Here is an 18,391-nt window from a genome sequence, read left to right as displayed (position 1 = left end):
CTATGAGCTATTTAGACAATATTTTATTTGCCCTATTATTAATTATCGGGTTTGGTTATTTTTTTGCTAACATAAAAAAAATACGAAGAAACATCAATCTTGGTATCGAGATAGATAGAAAAGATAATCCTAGCGCCCGCTGGAAAAACATGGCTATGATTGCATTAGGGCAGTCAAAAATGGTAAAAAGACCCGTAGCTGGAGCACTTCATATTGTGGTGTATTTAGGTTTTATAATTATCAATATTGAATTATTGGAAATTATTATTGACGGTTTATTTGGCACACACCGAGTTTTTGCTTTTTTAGGAGCTACTTATGATGTGTTAATTGCTTCATTTGAAATATTGGCAGTTTTAGTATTGATTGCGGTTAGTGTTTTCTGGATTAGAAGAAATGTCATAAAATTAAAACGATTCATCAATAAAGATCTAACAGGTTTCCCTAAAAACGATGCTAATTATATTCTTTATTTTGAAGTAGTCTTGATGACCTTGTTTTTATTAATGAATGCAACTGATTTACATTTGCAAAATGTACCAGGAGGCTTTTCTCATTTTATAGTAGCAGGCTCTTTTCCTATTAGCCAATTCATCGAACCGTTATTTAACGGAATGTCAAACGAGTTAGTGATGCTGATTTTTGAAGCATCTTGGTGGTTGCATATTATTGGGATTTTAATTTTTATGAACTATTTGTATTTTTCAAAACACCTACACATCTTATTGGCGTTTCCAAATACGTATTTTGCAGATTTGAATCCACAAGGACAGTTTGATAATTTAGAAGCAGTAACTAAAGAAGTTAAAATGATGATGGATCCTAATGCTGATCCATTTGCTGCTGCACCAGCTCCTGCAGAGGGTGAGGTTCCCGCTAAGTTTGGAGCTAGTGATATTCAGGATTTAAATTGGGTTCAGTTGTTAAATGCATACACCTGTACTGAGTGTGGGCGTTGTACTTCATCTTGCCCTGCAAATATAACAGGTAAGAAATTATCTCCTCGTAAGATTATGATGGATACGAGAGATAGAATGGAAGAAGTAGGAAGAAATATAGATGCTAATAAAGGTATTTTTATTCCAGATAACAAAACATTACTGAATGATTACATTACTCCAGAGGAACTTTGGGCTTGTACATCTTGTAATGCATGTGTTGAAGAATGCCCGGTAAATATTAGTCCGTTATCTATCATTATGGATATGCGTCGTTACCTAGTTATGGAACAAAGTGCTGCACCAATGCCGTTAAATGCGATGATGACCAATATTGAAAATAATGGAGCGCCATGGCAATACAATCAGCAGGATAGATTGAATTGGAAAAACGAAAATTAATTGTGTAAAGTTTAGGTGGGTATTTTTTTTAGCCACTTGTCAAATAACCGGTTAGTCAACTAACTGAATAAAAAAATAAGAAATGTCAGAGAATTTAATAGTGCCAACAATGGCGGAAATGCTAGCCCAAGGAAAACAACCTGAAGTATTGTTTTGGGTGGGTTGTGCAGGAAGTTTTGATGATAGAGCAAAAAAAATAACAAAGGCATTTGTGCGAATTTTAAATCGTGCAAACGTTCCTTTCGCAGTACTTGGTACTGAAGAGAGTTGTACTGGTGATCCGGCAAAAAGAGCTGGAAATGAGTTCTTGTTTCAAATGCAAGCAATGATGAACATTGAAGTTCTGAATGCGTATGAAGCTAAGAAAATTGTTACCGCCTGTCCGCATTGTTTTAATACTTTGAAAAATGAATATCCAGAATTAGGTGGGAAGTACGAAGTAGTACATCACACTGAATTCTTGAAATCATTGTTAGATGACGGAAGATTGACAATCGAAGGAGGACAATTTAAAGGAAAACGAATTACTTTTCATGACCCTTGCTACTTAGGAAGAGCTAATAATGTTTATGAAGCGCCTAGAGAGCTGATTCAAAAACTGGACGCCGAGTTAGTAGAAATGAAACGTTCTCGTGCTAATGGATTGTGCTGTGGAGCTGGAGGTGCTCAAATGTTTAAAGATGCAGAGCCAGGAAACAAAGAAATTAATGTTGAAAGAACGGAAGACGCTTTAGATACCGAGCCAGAAATAATTGCTGCGGGATGTCCGTTTTGTAATACTATGTTGACGGATGGTATTAAAAACAAAGAAAAAGAAGGTGATGTAAAAGTGATGGACATTGCAGAATTAATTGCAAATGCTCAAGATTTATAGAACTTTAGAGTTAAAATCTAAAATTCGAAATTTAAAAATAAAACAAAAAAATGTACGTACCATTTGAAGATTTACCGGAAGAATCCAAAATTTGGATCTATCAATCGAATAGAAAATTTTCGGATGCCGAATTTTCTGAAATTGAAACTGATTTGCAGGCATTTCTCGAAAATTGGGCTGCACATGGAACAAGTTTAGTTTCTTCTTATCAGTTAAAATACAATAGATTTATTATACTGGCTGTTGATCAAGATGTTCAGACAGCAACGGGTTGTTCTATAGATTCTTCTGTTGAATTTATCCAATCTCTGGAAAAGAAATACAATGTTGATCTATTGGACAAAATGAATGTTACTTTTAAACTAGGAGAGCATATTGCCCATAAGCCATTAATCGATTTTAAAAAAATGGTAAAAGACAAAGCGGTTACTGAAAACACTATCGTTTTTAATAATCTAATTAACAATATTCAGGAATATAATGAATCATGGGAAGTTCCGGCTATCGATAGCTGGCATAGCCGTTTTTTCTAAATATTAAATTATACTTTAATGAAAAATAAAGACATTAGAAACTTATTTCTTTATGTCTTATTTTTTTTTGTAGCAAGCTGTAGTACTACAAAAAAGAATGAGTCAAAAGCTAAATTTGCACATATTCCTACAGTTGTAGATGAATATATAGTAGACAATTCTTTGGATACGGATACGATTCAAGAACCTATTGCTCTATTTACGGAGCGCAAGAAATGGGTAGATAGTGTCTATACAACTATGACTTTTAGGGAACGTTTAGGTCAGCTTTTTATGGTTGCTGCTTATTCAAATAAAGATAATGCACATGTTAACTCTATTGAAAAATTAATTTCAGATTCAAAAGTGGGCGGGTTGATTTTCTTTCAAGGGGGTCCCGTTAGACAAGCAAAACTTATCAACAGGTTTCAAGCACAATCAAAAATCCCACTATTTATAGGGAATGATGCGGAGTGGGGATTGAGTATGCGTTTAGATTCAACTTATACCTATCCTTGGAACATGACTCTTGGAGCAGTTCAGGATATGAATTTAATTGAAAAAATGGGAATTCAAATAGGAGAGCAAAGTAAACGTCTTGGGATACAGTTTAATTTTGGTCCCGTATTGGACATAAATACCAATCCGAAAAACCCTATAATTGGTTTTCGTTCTTTTGGAGAAGACAAGTATAACGTCACAGCAAGAGCTATCGCTTTGATGAAAGGACTGCAGCACCAAGGGATTTTTGCCACAGGAAAACATTTCCCTGGACATGGAGATACCGAAACGGATTCGCATAAAGCGCTGCCGACAGTAAATTTTTCTAAGGAAAGATTAGAAGTAATGGAGTTTTACCCTTATAAGCAAATGTTTAAAGAGGGGCTTTCTTCTGTAATGGTTGCTCATTTAAATGTTCCTAGCTTAGAATCTAGACCTAATTATCCTTCTTCTATTTCCTATAATGTAGTGACTACTATTTTAAAAAAAGAGTTAGGTTTTAAGGGGTTAATTTTTACAGATGCTTTGAATATGAAAGCAGCCAGTAATTACAAAAAACCAGGCGAAATAGACTTAGACGCATTTTTAGCTGGTAATGATATTTTATTGTTTCCAGAGAATGTTCCTTTGGCTATTGAAACCTTGACTAAAGCCTTTCAAGATTCTTTGTTTAGTGAAAAAAGATTAGAGTATTCTGTAAAGAAAATTTTAAAATATAAATATATTGCTGGGCTTAATAGCTTTAAACCCATTGTTACTGATAATTTAGTTGCAGATCTTAATAGTTCTAAAAACGATGCATTGCAGTATGAATTATATGAAAATGCATTGACGGTATTAAAGAATGAAGAGGCTATATTACCAATAAAGGACTTACAAAACGAAAAAATTGCCTATGTAAAAATTGGGGATGCTACAAATAGTCGTTTTCTTAGTACCTTAAAAAAGTATACAGAAGTCACTGAAATTTCGGATACTAATTTAGATAGTTTACAGCTTAAATTAAATAAATTCACAAAGGTTATTATTGGCTACCATATTTCTGATTCTCCATGGAAGAACTTTGATTTTAGCAAATCAGAATTACAAAAACTGGCCTTTATATCTAGAAATAATAAGGTAATATTAGATGTTTTTGCATCTCCTTATTCTTTGATTCCAGTAGAAAGTTTTAATGATATCGAAGGTGTAGTGCTTTCGTATCAAAACAGCCCTATTGCACAAGAGGTTTCTGCTGAGTTGATTTTTGGTGCTATTGCAGCTAAAGGGAAAATGCCAGTAACTGTCACGTCAGATTTTATTGCTAATTTTGGACTTTCGACAGGAAAATTGAATGTTTTAGGATTTACATCACCTGAAAATGTGGGCATGAATCCTTTAATTCTAAATAAAATTGAAGCGGTAGCGCAAAAAGCAATCAATGGAAAGATGGCGCCCGGAATGCAAATTTTAGTGGCAAGAAAAGGGAAAGTTATTTATCAGAAGTCGTTTGGATATCAGACTTATGACAAGAAATCTAAAGTAGCTAATACTGATGTGTATGACGTTGCTTCTTTAACTAAAATCTTATCTACGTTACCCAATGTAATGTTGGAATATGATCAGCAGAAAATAAACATGGAAACGAGATTAGACTCCATGCTTCCTGTATTTAAAAATTCAAATAAGAAAGACATACACTTTAAGGAGCTATTATCTCACTATGCCAGACTGCAACCCTGGATTCCTTTTTATAAAGCTACGGTAGACAAAAAGGGTAACCCTTTAGATAAATATTATAAAAAGATATCAGAGGCACAGTATTCAACAAAAGTAGCTGATAGTCTTTATTTAAGAAATGATTACCATGATACGATTATGAAGTTGATTGTAGACAGTAATTTGCTTCCGCAAAAAAAATACAGATACAGCGACTTCACTTTCATTATTCTAAAAGAGTATTTAGAAAAACTTACTGGAAAAAAATTAGATGTTTTAAGCAGTGAGAACTTTTATAAACCGCTTGGCGCCAATAATACGATGTACAATCCGTTGCAAAGAATTGCTAAAGACAGAATCGCTCCAACAGAAATTGACAGCTATTTCCGTCATCAGATTATACAGGGGTATGTTCATGATATGGGTGCTGCAATGGAAGGCGGAATTGGTGGACATGCCGGGATTTTTTCAAATAGTATGGATGTTGCTAAAATAATGCAACTGTATTTGCAAAAAGGAAATTACGGGAACAAGCAATATTTCTCTGAGAAAACATTCGATGACTTTAATACCTGTTATTTTTGTTCAGAAGGTAACAGAAGAGGAGTAGGTTTTGATAAACCGCAGTTAGGAGACAAAGGCCCCACTTGTGGCTGTGCTTCTATGACGAGTTTTGGGCATACTGGCTTTACAGGAACAATGGCTTGGGCAGATCCGGAAACGGAAATCGTATATATCTTCTTATCCAATAGAACATTTCCTGGAGATTCAACAAATAAATTATCAAGAGAAAATATTCGAGAAGACATTCAAGAAATAATATATGATGCAATTGAACGATAATACATTAGTTTAAAGCGTATATCTGATTAAAGATTTCTTTTAGCATTTTAAAAAATAGCGTCCCTATTTTCCTTAATTTCGTTACATTAAAATAAATACATGAAAATTGCAATAGTTTGTTACCCTACCTTTGGAGGAAGTGGAGTTGTGGCTACAGAGTTAGGGCTAGAATTAGCTCGCCTTGGCCATGAGGTTCATTTCATTACGTACAGTCAACCCGTTCGTTTAGCATTGTTAAATCCCAATGTTCACTATCACGAGGTTAATGTTCCTGAATATCCATTGTTTCACTACCAGCCTTATGAATTAGCACTATCGAGCAAACTGGTCGATATGGTTAAACTTTACAAAATAGAAGTGCTACATGTGCATTACGCTATTCCTCACGCATATGCGGGTTATATGGCTAAGCAAATGCTAAAAGATGAAGGAATTGAAATTCCTATGGTGACTACCCTTCACGGAACAGATATTACTTTGGTTGGAAATCATCCTTTTTATAAACCGGCAGTAAGCTTTAGTATCAATAAATCAGACGTGGTGACATCAGTTTCACAGAGCTTGAAAGACGATACCTATAAGTTGTTCAACATAAAAAAAGATATTCATGTCATTCCTAATTTTATAGAGTTAGACAAGAATATTCAAGATCCCAATATTCCTTGTCATCGTTCTGTGATGGCTAAAGGAGATGAAAGGATAATTACGCATATCAGTAATTTTAGAAAAGTAAAACGAATTCCTGATGTTATCAAAATATTTCATAAAATTCAACAGGGAATCCCTGCTAAATTAATGATGGTAGGTGATGGTCCTGAAAAAGAAAAAGCAGAATATTTATGTCAAGAATTAGGTATTACTGACAAAGTAATCTTTTTTGGAAACAGTAATGAAATTGATAAAATTTTAAGTTACACTGATTTATTTTTATTGCCATCTGAAACTGAAAGTTTCGGTCTCGCAGCATTAGAAGCGATGGCTTGGGGAGTTCCTGTCATCTCTAGTAATTCTGGGGGATTGTCTGAAGTAAATTTCGAAGGAATTTCTGGTTACTTGAGTGATGTAGGAAATACAGATGAAATGGCTGAGAATGCATTGAAAATTTTAAAAGACAATAGTGTTCTTTTAAAATTTAAAGAAAATGCGTTGTCTGTTGCAAAAAAGTTTGATATTAAAAACATTTTACCATTGTATGTTGATTTATATCAAAAAGCAATTAAGAAGTATTCGAAAAAAAATAAGTTTTTGAATCAATCAAAAAAGGAATAACGCAGTTAATCGACTTAAAATATCCCAATGAAAAAAATTAGTTTTTTGTTTATTGTCTTTTTATTAGTATCCTGTGGAGCGAAAGCTACAAAAGTAGGTGTAAAAAGACCTTTGTTTGAAGTATTGACGCAACAATCTGATGGAGGGGGAAACATTCATTTCTACGAGATCTTGACTGAACCAAATGAAATAAAAATGTTGCAGAACGATAAGCAGTTGAAAAATAAGATTACTTCTATTGATGTTCAAAGATCAAATTTCGTTATTTTGAATATGGGTGAAAAAAGTACTGGAGGTTATTCAGTAGCGGTTGAAAGTGTTCAGGAAACCGAAAAAAATATAATTATCAATGTAAAAGAGAGTAGTCCGGAGCCAGATGCGATGGTAACTCAAGGTGTCACTTATCCGTTTTGTGTTGTCAAGATTAATTCTAAAAAGGAAATTATTATTAAATAAAAAAATGCCACTATTTCTAGTGGCATTTTTTATATAAACAGTGTAATACTAGAATTGGAATTTAACTCCTAATGCAATATCAGAACCGTAGTTGTTTTTGTAGTAACCATTTCCACCAAATTCAGGTCTGAAATCTAAAGAGATCAACAATGGAATGTCAAAGTTATACTCAATTCCTATGTCCCCTGCAGCAAATGCAAATGTATCATTGTAATGAGTGTTGTTGTTATCATAACTGTAACTACCTAAACCACCACCTACACCAGCATACCAGTTGAAACCACCATCGATGTTCCATACCCATTGGTATAAAGCAGCAAGTTTGATTGCGTTGTCATCATAACCATTATTATTGTAGTCTTTTCTATTTCTCCAACCTAAATCAAGTTCAAGTCTGTTGTTGCTTCCCAAAGCTCTTTGGTAAGTAATTTCAGTTCCGAAACCACCACTGTCTCCTAAACGTAAACCTAATGCATTTTTAGAGATGTCTTGTGCCTGTGTGCTAAATGCTAATCCAATTAACATAAAAGCTGATAAAATAATTTTTTTCATAAATAAATATTTGTTGTTGCAAAGTTACAACGAAATGTTAAGGAATAATTTATATTATAATTGTTAATTGTTTCAAAATTCACACCTTATGTTTTGTTAATTTGTAAAGTAAATATTGACTATCAGTAGTTTGACTTATTTTTATAGTTATTGAAAATCTAGTGAATTTTTAATTAAATATTAGAATGTGTTAATTTATTTGAAAAGAGCACAGTTGAAATTAATTGAGAGCTTAAATTGTCTTCCATTTCAAAAAGATTTTCTTCTTCTGAAAAATTGGATTCCTGATAACGGTATAGTTTCCATCTTTTCTTGTTGTATTCTAGAGCAGTTAAATTTTCGACCCAGTCCCCCGAATTCAAGTATAAAACTGAGCCGTTTTTATTTTCCTTTTTTATAATTTTTGGTTCATGGATATGCCCGCAGATTACATAGTCGTAGTTTTTTTCAATTGCAAGTTCGGTGGCCGTTTCTTCAAAATCTGAAATGTGTTTGACAGCTTTTTTTACACCTGCTTTTATTTTTTTCGAAAAGGAATAGGGCTCTTTACCAATTTTTTTTAAACACCAGTTAACGAATCGATTGGAAAGAATGAGATAGTCGTATCCCAATCCACCTAATTTAGCAATCCATTTTGCATGATTTACGGAAGCATCAAAAACATCACCATGGAAGATCCATGCTTTTTTATCATCCATTTCCAATATTAATTTATCTACTAGTGTGATGTTACCCATGTTTAGATCACTAAATTTCCGAAGCATTTCATCATGATTTCCTGTAATGTAATAGATTTTAGTCCCCTTAGAAGCAAGGCTCATTATTTTTTGAATGATTTTCAAATGAGTTTGAGGGAAATATGATTTTCTGAATTGCCATATATCGATGATATCACTATTTAGAACTAATATTTTGGGTTTTATAGATGATAGGTACTTATTGAGCTCTACGGCATGACTACCAAAAGTTCCAAGATGCACATCAGAAATTACAACGATCTCCACTTTTCTTTTTTTCAATTGATTCTAATTTGAAGTTTCACAAATTTAGGCATTGGGTTATGGATTCCATTTTATCAGATTGTTATGAATTAGCATTAACTATTAACTAAACTTTATCTTTTTATGTTGGGAACTTTGTTGTGTAATCCTAATTTTAAATTTTTTACTTTAAGTCATAAAACATATATTTGTTCCAAACTTATTATAATGGCAGGAAATAGCTACGGGACCCTATTTAGAATAACAACTTTTGGAGAATCCCACGGAGAAGCATTAGGTGGAATAATTGACGGATGTCCGTCAGGTATAACACTAGATTTAGAGGCAATTCAACTTGAAATGTCCAGAAGAAAACCAGGTCAATCTGCCATAGTTACACAAAGGAAAGAACCAGATGATGTTCAGTTTTTGTCTGGTATTTTTGAGGGGAAAACAACAGGTACGCCTATAGGTTTTATTATACCTAATACAAATCAGAAATCAGACGATTACTCTCATATAAAAGATAATTATAGACCCAGTCACGCAGACTATGTTTATGAAAAGAAATATGGTGTTAGAGACTATCGTGGAGGTGGAAGAAGTTCCGCACGTGAAACAGCCAGTAGAGTAGTGGGTGGCGCTATTGCTAAGCAAATGTTGCCAGATATTAAAATTAATGCCTACGTATCTTCAGTAGGACCTATTTTTCTGGAAAAACCCTACCAAGATTTAGACTTTTCGAAAACTGAAAATAATCCTGTTCGTTGTCCTGATGAAGAATCGGCGGTGATAATGGAAGAGTACATACGAGAAATTCGCAAGCAAGGAGATACCGTAGGAGGAACCGTTACCTGTGTGATTCAGAATGTACCAATTGGTTTAGGAGAACCTGTTTTTGACAAGCTACATGCTGAGCTTGGTAAAGCAATGCTCTCTATCAATGCAGTTAAAGGATTTGAATATGGAAGTGGTTTTTGTGGAGCTAAAATGAAAGGTAGTGAACACAACGATTTATACAATTCAGACGGAACGACTAAAACAAATCTTTCTGGAGGAATTCAAGGTGGAATTAGCAACGGAATGGACATTTATTTCCGAGTAGCTTTTAAACCAGTGGCTACCATTATGCAAAAACAAGAGTCGTTAGATAATCAAGGGAATATTACAGAAATGACAGGAAAAGGACGCCACGATCCATGTGTTGTACCTCGTGCAGTCCCTATTGTGGAAGCGATGGCGGCAATTGTATTAGCTGACTTTTATTTGATTAACAAAATATATTAAAAACTAATTGAATGGTAACCCCTGTTTAAGGAGGTACTTTTAATGATAAACCAACCCATAAAACCAACCCATAAAACCAAATGAGTTCTACAGAAACACAAAAGAAGTCAATATCATCGAACTTGACTACTCAAATACTAATTGCAATGGTTCTAGGAGCCATTTTAGGAGTTGTAATACACAATTCTATTTCGGCAGAATCAGCCTTATCTTTTAGTAATAAAATAAAAATTTTAGCTACCGTTTTTATTAGATTGGTGCAAATGATTATTGCGCCTTTAGTATTTACCACTTTAGTTGTGGGTATTGCAAAATTAGGAAATGTTAGTGCAGTAGGAAGAATTGGAGGAAAAGCCTTAGGCTGGTTTTTTACAGCTTCTTTAATGTCTCTATTGTTAGGAATGTTTTTTGTAAATGTTCTTGAGCCTGGAGTTGGATTGAATTTATCTAATGTTGATTTATCTTCAGCATCAGAAGTTGCGGCTAAAACTCAAAGTATTTCGTTTGAAAATTTCATTGAGCATATTGTTCCTAAAAGTATTTTTGAAGCATTGGCTACTAATGAAATTTTACAGATTGTAGTGTTTTCTATTTTCTTTGGTTTAGCTGCTGCATCGATTGGTGACTACGTTAAACCCGTTGTTACTGCATTGGATAAAATGTCGCATATCATTTTAAAAATGGTGAATTATGTGATGAATTTTGCTCCAATCGGAGTTTTTGGAGCCATTGCAGGAGTTTTTGCAGTTAGGGATTTTCAAGAATTGGCAATCACTTATTTTAAATTTTTCGGTTCGTTTTTAATTGGTATTTCATCACTTTGGATAGTATTAATCCTTGTGGGTTATATTTTTCTAAAAAGTAGAATGACAGTACTATTGAAAAGAATCGTTAGCCCATTAATTATTGCTTTTGGAACGACAAGTAGCGAAGCAGTTTTTCCAAAATTAACGGAAGAACTAGAGCGTTTTGGAGTAAAAGACAAAATCGTTTCATTTATGTTGCCTTTAGGTTATTCTTTCAATCTAGATGGAAGTATGATGTACATGACTTTTGCCAGTATTTTTATTGCACAAGCCTATGGAATTCATTTAGATTTGGCAACTCAAATGACCATGTTGTTAGTCTTGATGCTTACTAGTAAAGGAATTGCAGGAGTGCCAAGAGCGAGTTTAGTTGTTGTGGCCGCTACCTGTGGTATGTTTGATATTCCAATTGAGGGAATCGCTTTGATATTACCGATAGATCATTTTTGCGATATGTTTAGAAGTGCAACTAATGTTTTAGGAAATGCATTAGCTACTTCGGTAGTTGGAAAATGGGAAGAAAATAATGAAATAGATATAGCTCCCCTAGACTAAATGATACTAAGAACTCCTCAAATTTGAGGAGTTTTTTATTTTTGTATATTTGGCTTGACCGCTAAAATTAAAATTTGAATTATGAAAAAACTTGCGATGCATTGGAAAATCTTAATAGGAATGATATTAGGATTACTGTTTGGATTATTAATGAAGAATCTAGAACAAAAAGGAATCGTAGTAGATTGGATTAAACCTTTTGGTACCATTTTTATAAATCTTCTTAAAATGATAGCTGTTCCATTAATAGTGGTTTCATTGATAGTTGGATTAGCGGATTTAAAAGATATTTCAAAACTTTCAAAACTAGGTGGTAGAACGGTCTTGTTTTATTTATGTTCGACCGTAATAGCCGTTAGTATTGGATTGGGATTAGCTAATCTAATAAAACCTGGAAGGTATATTAATAAAGAGTCGAGAGAAAGTTTGATTCAAAATTTCTCAGTAGATGCCTCACAAAAAATACAGATGGCCGAAACTGCTAAAAAGAGTGGTCCGCTTCAACCATTGATTGATATTGTTCCAGATAACTTTTTCAAAGCGTTGAGTGATAATGGGAGTATGTTACAAGTTATACTTTTCGTTATCCTTCTTGGTATTGGACTTATTTTAGTCGATGAAAAAAAAGCAAAACCTGTTGTTGATTTTTTTAAAGGATTAAATGAAGTTATTATGAAGATAATTGACATTATAATGCTTTTCTCACCGTATGGTGTTTTTGCTTTAATGGCGTCTTTAATGGTAGAAATCCCCGATTTTAGTACGCTAAGAGCATTAGGAATTTACGGATTGACTGTTGTATTAGGGTTGTTTATTATGGCTTTTATTTTTTATCCTACCTTGTTATTGATTTTTGCAAAAGTAAATCCAATAAAATTTTTCAAAGCGATCGCGCCTGCCCAATTGTTAGCTTTTTCTACAAGTTCAAGTGCCGCTACATTACCGGTAACCATGGAATGCGTAACAGAACATGTTGGGGTTGATGAAGAAGTATCTAGTTTTGTATTACCGCTAGGTGCTACTGTAAATATGGATGGTACAAGTCTATATCAGGCGGTGGCAGCTATTTTTATTGCTCAGGCAATGCTTCCTAATCCCTTAGACTTAAATACGCAATTAATGATTGTTGTTACGGCGACGCTAGCTTCTATAGGTTCTGCGGCAGTTCCTAGTGCTGGAATGGTAATGCTTGTTATTGTTTTAGGTCAGGCTGGTATTCCAGAGGCGGGATTAGCACTTATTTTTGCTATTGACAGACCTTTGGATATGTGTCGAACAGTTGTGAACGTGACTAGTGACTCTACGGTTGCTACTATAGTGGCAAAATCAGTAGGGAAGTTACACCATCCAAAAGATTTTTAGGTTGAAATTGACTTATTGACATTTACTATTGGTCTATAGAAAAGCCGTTCAGCGTATTTATTAAAGAGAATCTATCTTTAATAAATACGCTGAACGGCTTTTTAATTTCTGTTAAAATTTGTTTGTAGGTTTTCATCTATATTTTTAATTTATAGTGCTAAATTAACTTGTAAGATATTTCTTTTTAATAATTTAATGATTTGTTAATATCTATTTAATTTAAATCTTGATACTCAATTATATAAATGTATATTTGGTAACCAAAAAGTAATTTATGCTGCACAGTCGGATACTTTTATTCCTTTTTTTTACGTTAAATATGTTTAGCAATGGTCCTATTGCTAAAACGGACACACTCTCTAGAAAAGCAATTTTAAAATTAACTGCTGAAGCTACGGACAATTTGTCTGCATTTAAATTCGAACAATCACTTGCGACCGCAAGAGTGGCATTGCGTTACGCCATAAATAGAAATGATGACTACCTTGTTGCTAAATCTTACAATACAATTGCTGCAACTTTTGAAGCTCTTTCTGAAGTTGATAAGGCTATTTTTTATTATAAAAAGGGACTTGCTTATGCCGATAAGAGTAGTAATGATACAATCAAGAGCTCGCTAAATAATAACATTGGGAATATATATTGTTTTGAATTAAATAAACTTGACGAAGGAGTAAATTATTATAAAAAAGCATTAGAATATAGTACTAAAATTGATGATACTAGAGGGATCTATATCACAAAAATGAATATCGCATGGGCTTATTTTTATAGAGGTAATTTTGAAAAAGGGAGACCTTATTTAGATTTTATAAATAAACATCAAAGTGATTATGGTGGTAAAGGGACAATTGTCGCACTAAATATGCTAAATGGTATGTATTATACCAATAAATTAGAATTAGATAAAGCTGATTCCTTTTTTAAAAATGCAATTAGATTAGGAAATGAAGGAAATGAGAAATCTGATTTATCTTATGCACATCAAGAGTATGCTAATCTTTTAAAGAAAAAAGGAGACTATAAAAAGGCGTATGAAAATTTGGTCATTTATAATTCAATAAGGAAGTCACTTGAAGATTCTGATAAAGTCAAGAGAGCAAATATTGTAGGTGTAAATCTAGAGTTAGATGAGTATAAGAGAAAGGTTGATACAATAGAAAATGAAATAAGCTTACAATATTTAAGCTTGCAAAAGTCAAGAGTTATTGTGGTGCTATTTATTATTGCCTTGACTGTGGTGCTGCTTTTGCTTTATAGTGTTTATAAAAATTACAGTTTCAAGAAGAAAATCAATGCGGATCTCATTATAGCGAATGAAAAATTATTCATTGCAAAAGAGAAAGCGGAAGAAGCTTCTTATTTAAAATCACAGTTCGTGTCGACGATCAGTCATGAACTGCGTACGCCTTTATACGGTGTTGTCGGGATTACAAATATGTTGTTAGACGAGCATAAAGAATTAGCAGATAGCCCTCATTTAAGCTCCCTTAAATTCTCGGCACGTTATTTACTTTCACTTGTAAACGATGTTCTTCAAATTAATAAAATAGAAGAAAATAGAATAGTACTCGAAAGTTTAACGTTCAACATGTCGGATGAAATTAATCTGATTAAGAATTCATTATCATTCATTGCTAAAAGTCATGATAATCATATTAATGTTGTGATTGATCCATCAATTCCAGAATATTTAATTGGAGACAAATTAAGATTTTCTCAAATTATAATAAATATGGTGAGTAATGCACTAAAGTTTACGAACAACGGGGAAGTGACAATTAAAGCAGATTTAGTTAAAATCGAAAATAAAGCTCATTTTATCGAATTTAACATACAGGATAATGGAGTAGGAATCGCTGAAGAAGATCAAGAAAAAATATTTGATAAATTTGTACAGATAGGAAGAAAAGAAATTGATTATCAAGGTACAGGTTTGGGTTTGTCTATTGTTAAGCGATTATTAGAATTGTTTAATAGTACCATTTCGCTAAAAAGTAAAATAGGAGAAGGGACAACCTTCACTTTTACCATTGCGTTTGATCATGACCCGGCTAAAAGTATTGAGCTCATAAATAAGATTCAGGTTGATTTAACGTCAAGCGAAATATTTAAGATACTTGTGGTGGATGATAACAAAATTAATCAGCTTATCACCAAAAAAATTATTGAAAAAAATAATTACAAATGTATCGTAGTAGATTCAGGAATAGACGCTCTGGAGATCCTTGAAACTGAAACCTTTGATATTATATTGATGGATATAAATATGCCATTGATGAATGGATTTGAAACTACTATAAGACTGCGTCAAAAAGGTATAGTTACTCCCGTAATTGCATTAACTGCATTTGACAAAGATGAAATTATTGAAGAGGCGCTTTCAGCTGGAATTAATGACATTATTATCAAGCCTTTTGAGCCAATTCTATTGTTTAAAACGATCAATCAGCTCTTATATGAAGAAAACGAGACTGAGCTAGTGTAGAATTTTTTTATTCAAATAGTATAAAAGAGAATCGCAAAGTCATATTAGACTATTTTTAATTCAAATCACTTCATGACTTTTTTTCTTACCTTCTTTTTTGGTAATTTCTAAATGTAATAGACCTTCTTTATAGTTGGTATTGATTTACTTTTCATCACTTTATTAGTAAAGATTAATTGGTCTAGAAAGGGATTGATAACAAATTTTTTTCGACAGTAATTTTCATTTTACTAATGCTTCCATAATTTTTTAGTCATAAATGATTATTAAAATTATAAAAGAAACGAGTGTATATCAATTTCGTGAACAATGATAGCATTTAACTAAATCATATATAAGTAGTTGTGTAATAAAAAAGAAACACCTTTTTCCATGTTGGAAAAGGTGTTTCTTATAACTTACCAGTAATAATAAATTATTTAATACCAGCGCTTTTTATTTTGCTTTGAAGCATCTGACTTTCTTGATTTATGAGCTCCGCCACTTCTATTTGAATTTTTTGGTTTTGTAGATCCTCCAGGAGCTGTTTCAGGATTTCCTGAATGCCATGGGTAAGGATGGTCGCTTACAGTTTTTACATCAACTTTAATTAATTTTTGAATGTCTTTCCAATAACCGTGTTCGTCTTTACTACAAAATGAAATAGCGACACCACCATTTCCGGCGCGTCCTGTTCTTCCTATTCGATGAACGTATGTTTCAGGTATGTTTGGCAAATCAAAGTTTATAACATAAGGTAATTGATCAATGTCAATTCCACGAGCTGCAATATCAGTAGCAACCAGAACACCTACTTCTTTATTTTTAAAAGCTTCTAACACACGTTGTCTTGCATTCTGAGATTTGTCACCATGTATGGCTTCAGCTGCAATTCCGTTTTTACGTAAGGCTTTCACAACATTATCTGCACCGTGTTTCGTTCTTGAGAAAACTAATACATCAGATAAGTCTTGATTCTTAATCAAGTGATATAGTAAGTTTCTTTTTTCTGTTTTTTCAACAAAATAGACATGTTGTTCTACATTTTCAGCAGTAGATGAAACCGGAGAAACAGTTACTGTTTCTGGGTTTGTTAAAAACATCTCAGCCAGTTCGCGAATTGCGATTGGCATTGTTGCGGAGAAAAATAAGGTTTGTCTATTCTTAGGAGTAAGTTTTACGATTTTTTTTACATCGTTTACAAACCCCATATCAAGCATTTGATCTGCTTCATCAAGTACCAACGCATGCAAATGATCTAAGTCAATAAAACCTTGTTTGTGTAAATCAAGTAATCTTCCCGGGGTTGCGATTAAAATATCAACACCGCTTTTTAAGGCGTCAACCTGCGGGTTTTGTGAAACACCGCCAAAAATGGTCAATTGTGTTAAGTTGGTGTATTTTGCATAAGTGTCAAAACTTTGTCCAATTTGGACAGCCAGTTCTCTTGTAGGTGTAACTACTAAGGCACGAATTTGTTTGGCTTTCTTTGAAGAGCCTACAATACGGTGTAATTGATGTATAATTGGTATAGCAAAAGCTGCTGTTTTTCCAGTTCCAGTTTGTGCACAACCTATTAAATCCTTTCCAGCTAATACTAGTGGAATAGATTGTTCTTGAATAGGAGTGGGGTTTGTATAGCCTTGTTCATATACGGCTCTTTGTATACTTTTTGAAAGTGATAAATCTTCGAATAACATATTTTTGAAATTAAATATCCTGTATTAAGTACAAGGATAGTCATGCAAAGATAGTATTATTATTTTTGATGCTTATTTATTAACTGAGTTCGTCTGGATTTATCCTTGTTTTGAAGGACTTTAAGGTATGAATTAGTTAGTGTTATTATTGGCTTTTATAAAATCAGTCACCAAGTACCCTATTAACTTACCTATCAAATGGTTGTTTTTTTCTTCTCCTAAGTCGGGTGCGCCTTCACATATATGTATGTAAGCTGCATTTTTATTTTTACCGAAAAAAGAAATAAACTGTCTGAGTTCCTCTATTGAGAAACCGCTCAAAGTCATGGCGCTGCTCGCAATATTTGGGAGAGCATCTAAATCAATTTCAATTCCGAAAAAATCAGTGTTTATAAATTCAAGCGCACTTATCATTTCTTGATTAAAATCCTTTTCTTTTCGAATTGCGAGGCTGTCATACGTATTGTATCGTACACGGTCCTCTGTTTTTTTGATAAGATCTAAAACACTTTTGGAGGTATAGTTTTCATGTAATCCGAAAATAAAATATTTTTTAAGAAAACCCTCTTCGTAAGCGTATGAAAATCCATTTCCGCTGTGGCGCCCTTCTAGGATTCTAAAGTCAGAATGAGCATCAAAGTTAATTGCATTTACTGATTTTCCTTTTGCAAGAGCAGTCCCTTTTATATTACCGTAGGAATTATTGTGACCTCCGCCAATTATTATCGGAGTTTTACCTGATTTGATAATATTAAAAATAATATGAGAAACGTCTTTGTCAATTTTTTCAACTAACTGACTCAATTTAGAACGGTCATCGATATCATGGAAATCTAAATGTTCGACTTCTTTCATTTCTTCGCAAACATTAACTTGCCCAAGAACTATGATTTGGTTCCCTTTACAAAAACGATTGTGCTGAATATTGGCAATACTTTTAATTGCTGTGTCCCATGCTGAAGCGGCACCAGGTCTTCCGAAATTTGCTCTTACACCTATGTCTTCTGGGATTCCTATTAAGACATACTTTGCTTCAGAGTTTTGTAAAAAGGTTACAACATCTACTCCTTTGGGTACGGTAAGCATTTTTTCTCCAAATTTTATTTCACCACTTCTGTGATTGGTGATTTTGGCAAGGTCGTTCATTGTAAAAGGCAATAGCTTTTCCATAAAAAGAATAATGTTTTTT

At 33.3% G+C, this 18,391-nt stretch carries 14 protein-coding genes; 10 read left to right on the top strand and 4 right to left on the bottom strand.

What is annotated here, in order from left to right; genetic code table 11:
* The first annotated feature begins 2 nt into the window (after positions 1-2).
* From BLV35_RS06235 to BLV35_RS06210, 6 genes are all read left to right on the top strand, one after another.
* Positions 3-1,340, top strand: a complete 1,338-nt coding sequence (locus BLV35_RS06235) for a 4Fe-4S dicluster domain-containing protein (RefSeq protein ID WP_091086441.1) — start codon at positions 3-5, stop codon at positions 1,338-1,340.
* An 82-nt stretch (positions 1,341-1,422) separates the two neighbouring features.
* Positions 1,423-2,214, top strand: a complete 792-nt coding sequence (locus BLV35_RS06230) for a (Fe-S)-binding protein (protein WP_091086438.1) — start codon at positions 1,423-1,425, stop codon at positions 2,212-2,214.
* Between the two features lie 50 nt (positions 2,215-2,264).
* Positions 2,265-2,747 carry an ABC transporter ATPase gene (locus tag BLV35_RS06225; RefSeq protein ID WP_091086435.1) on the top strand — a complete coding sequence of 161 codons (483 nt, stop codon included), beginning with the start codon at positions 2,265-2,267 and terminating at the stop codon, positions 2,745-2,747.
* Between the two features lie 18 nt (positions 2,748-2,765).
* Positions 2,766-5,768, top strand: coding sequence for a serine hydrolase domain-containing protein (locus tag BLV35_RS06220; RefSeq protein ID WP_091086431.1), 3,003 nt, complete (start codon positions 2,766-2,768; stop codon positions 5,766-5,768).
* A 99-nt stretch (positions 5,769-5,867) separates the two neighbouring features.
* Complete coding sequence (bshA, locus tag BLV35_RS06215) at positions 5,868-7,037, top strand: N-acetyl-alpha-D-glucosaminyl L-malate synthase BshA (RefSeq protein ID WP_091086427.1); 1,170 nt, start codon at positions 5,868-5,870, stop codon at positions 7,035-7,037.
* A gap of 27 nt (positions 7,038-7,064) precedes the next feature.
* Positions 7,065-7,493 (top strand): protease complex subunit PrcB family protein, encoded by a 429-nt coding sequence (locus BLV35_RS06210; protein ID WP_091086423.1) that lies wholly within the window; start codon positions 7,065-7,067, stop codon positions 7,491-7,493.
* A 48-nt stretch (positions 7,494-7,541) separates the two neighbouring features.
* On the opposite strand, the gene BLV35_RS06205 is transcribed toward BLV35_RS06210, so the two are convergent.
* Both BLV35_RS06205 and BLV35_RS06200 read right to left on the bottom strand, forming a co-directional pair.
* Positions 7,542-8,045 (bottom strand): hypothetical protein, encoded by a 504-nt coding sequence (locus tag BLV35_RS06205; RefSeq protein ID WP_091086419.1) that lies wholly within the window; start codon positions 8,043-8,045, stop codon positions 7,542-7,544.
* Between the two features lie 173 nt (positions 8,046-8,218).
* A complete protein-coding gene (locus BLV35_RS06200) occupies positions 8,219-9,064 on the bottom strand; it encodes a UDP-2,3-diacylglucosamine diphosphatase (protein WP_091086416.1) in 846 nt (281 codons plus the stop codon).
* A gap of 189 nt (positions 9,065-9,253) precedes the next feature.
* Here BLV35_RS06200 and aroC point away from each other — a divergent pair, with 189 nt between their 5' ends.
* From aroC to BLV35_RS06180, 4 genes are all read left to right on the top strand, one after another.
* Entirely contained in the window at positions 9,254-10,312 is a 1,059-nt protein-coding gene (gene aroC, locus BLV35_RS06195) for a chorismate synthase (RefSeq protein ID WP_091086412.1), read from the top strand.
* A gap of 80 nt (positions 10,313-10,392) precedes the next feature.
* Positions 10,393-11,673: a dicarboxylate/amino acid:cation symporter gene (locus tag BLV35_RS06190; RefSeq protein WP_091086409.1), complete on the top strand. Its 1,281-nt coding sequence runs from the start codon at positions 10,393-10,395 to the stop codon at positions 11,671-11,673.
* Between the two features lie 81 nt (positions 11,674-11,754).
* Positions 11,755-13,035 (top strand): dicarboxylate/amino acid:cation symporter, encoded by a 1,281-nt coding sequence (locus BLV35_RS06185; RefSeq protein ID WP_091086405.1) that lies wholly within the window; start codon positions 11,755-11,757, stop codon positions 13,033-13,035.
* 319 nt (positions 13,036-13,354) lie between these two features.
* Positions 13,355-15,523 (top strand): tetratricopeptide repeat-containing hybrid sensor histidine kinase/response regulator, encoded by a 2,169-nt coding sequence (locus BLV35_RS06180; RefSeq protein ID WP_245712024.1) that lies wholly within the window; start codon positions 13,355-13,357, stop codon positions 15,521-15,523.
* Positions 15,524-15,942: 419 nt separating this feature from the next.
* On the opposite strand, the gene BLV35_RS06175 is transcribed toward BLV35_RS06180, so the two are convergent.
* Entirely contained in the window at positions 15,943-17,202 is a 1,260-nt protein-coding gene (locus tag BLV35_RS06175) for a DEAD/DEAH box helicase (RefSeq protein WP_091086400.1), read from the bottom strand.
* A 132-nt stretch (positions 17,203-17,334) separates the two neighbouring features.
* The gene (locus tag BLV35_RS06170) at positions 17,335-18,372 is read right to left on the bottom strand and encodes a formimidoylglutamase (protein ID WP_091086397.1); all 1,038 of its coding nucleotides are present in this window, start codon (positions 18,370-18,372) and stop codon (positions 17,335-17,337) included.
* Positions 18,373-18,391 lie beyond the last annotated feature (19 nt).

The organism is Flavobacterium gillisiae, from assembly GCF_900107635.1.
Classification (GTDB): Bacteria; Bacteroidota; Bacteroidia; order Flavobacteriales; family Flavobacteriaceae; genus Flavobacterium; species Flavobacterium gillisiae.
Note: the sequence above shows the minus strand (reverse complement) of the source record. Positions and strands in the feature narration are given on the sequence as shown.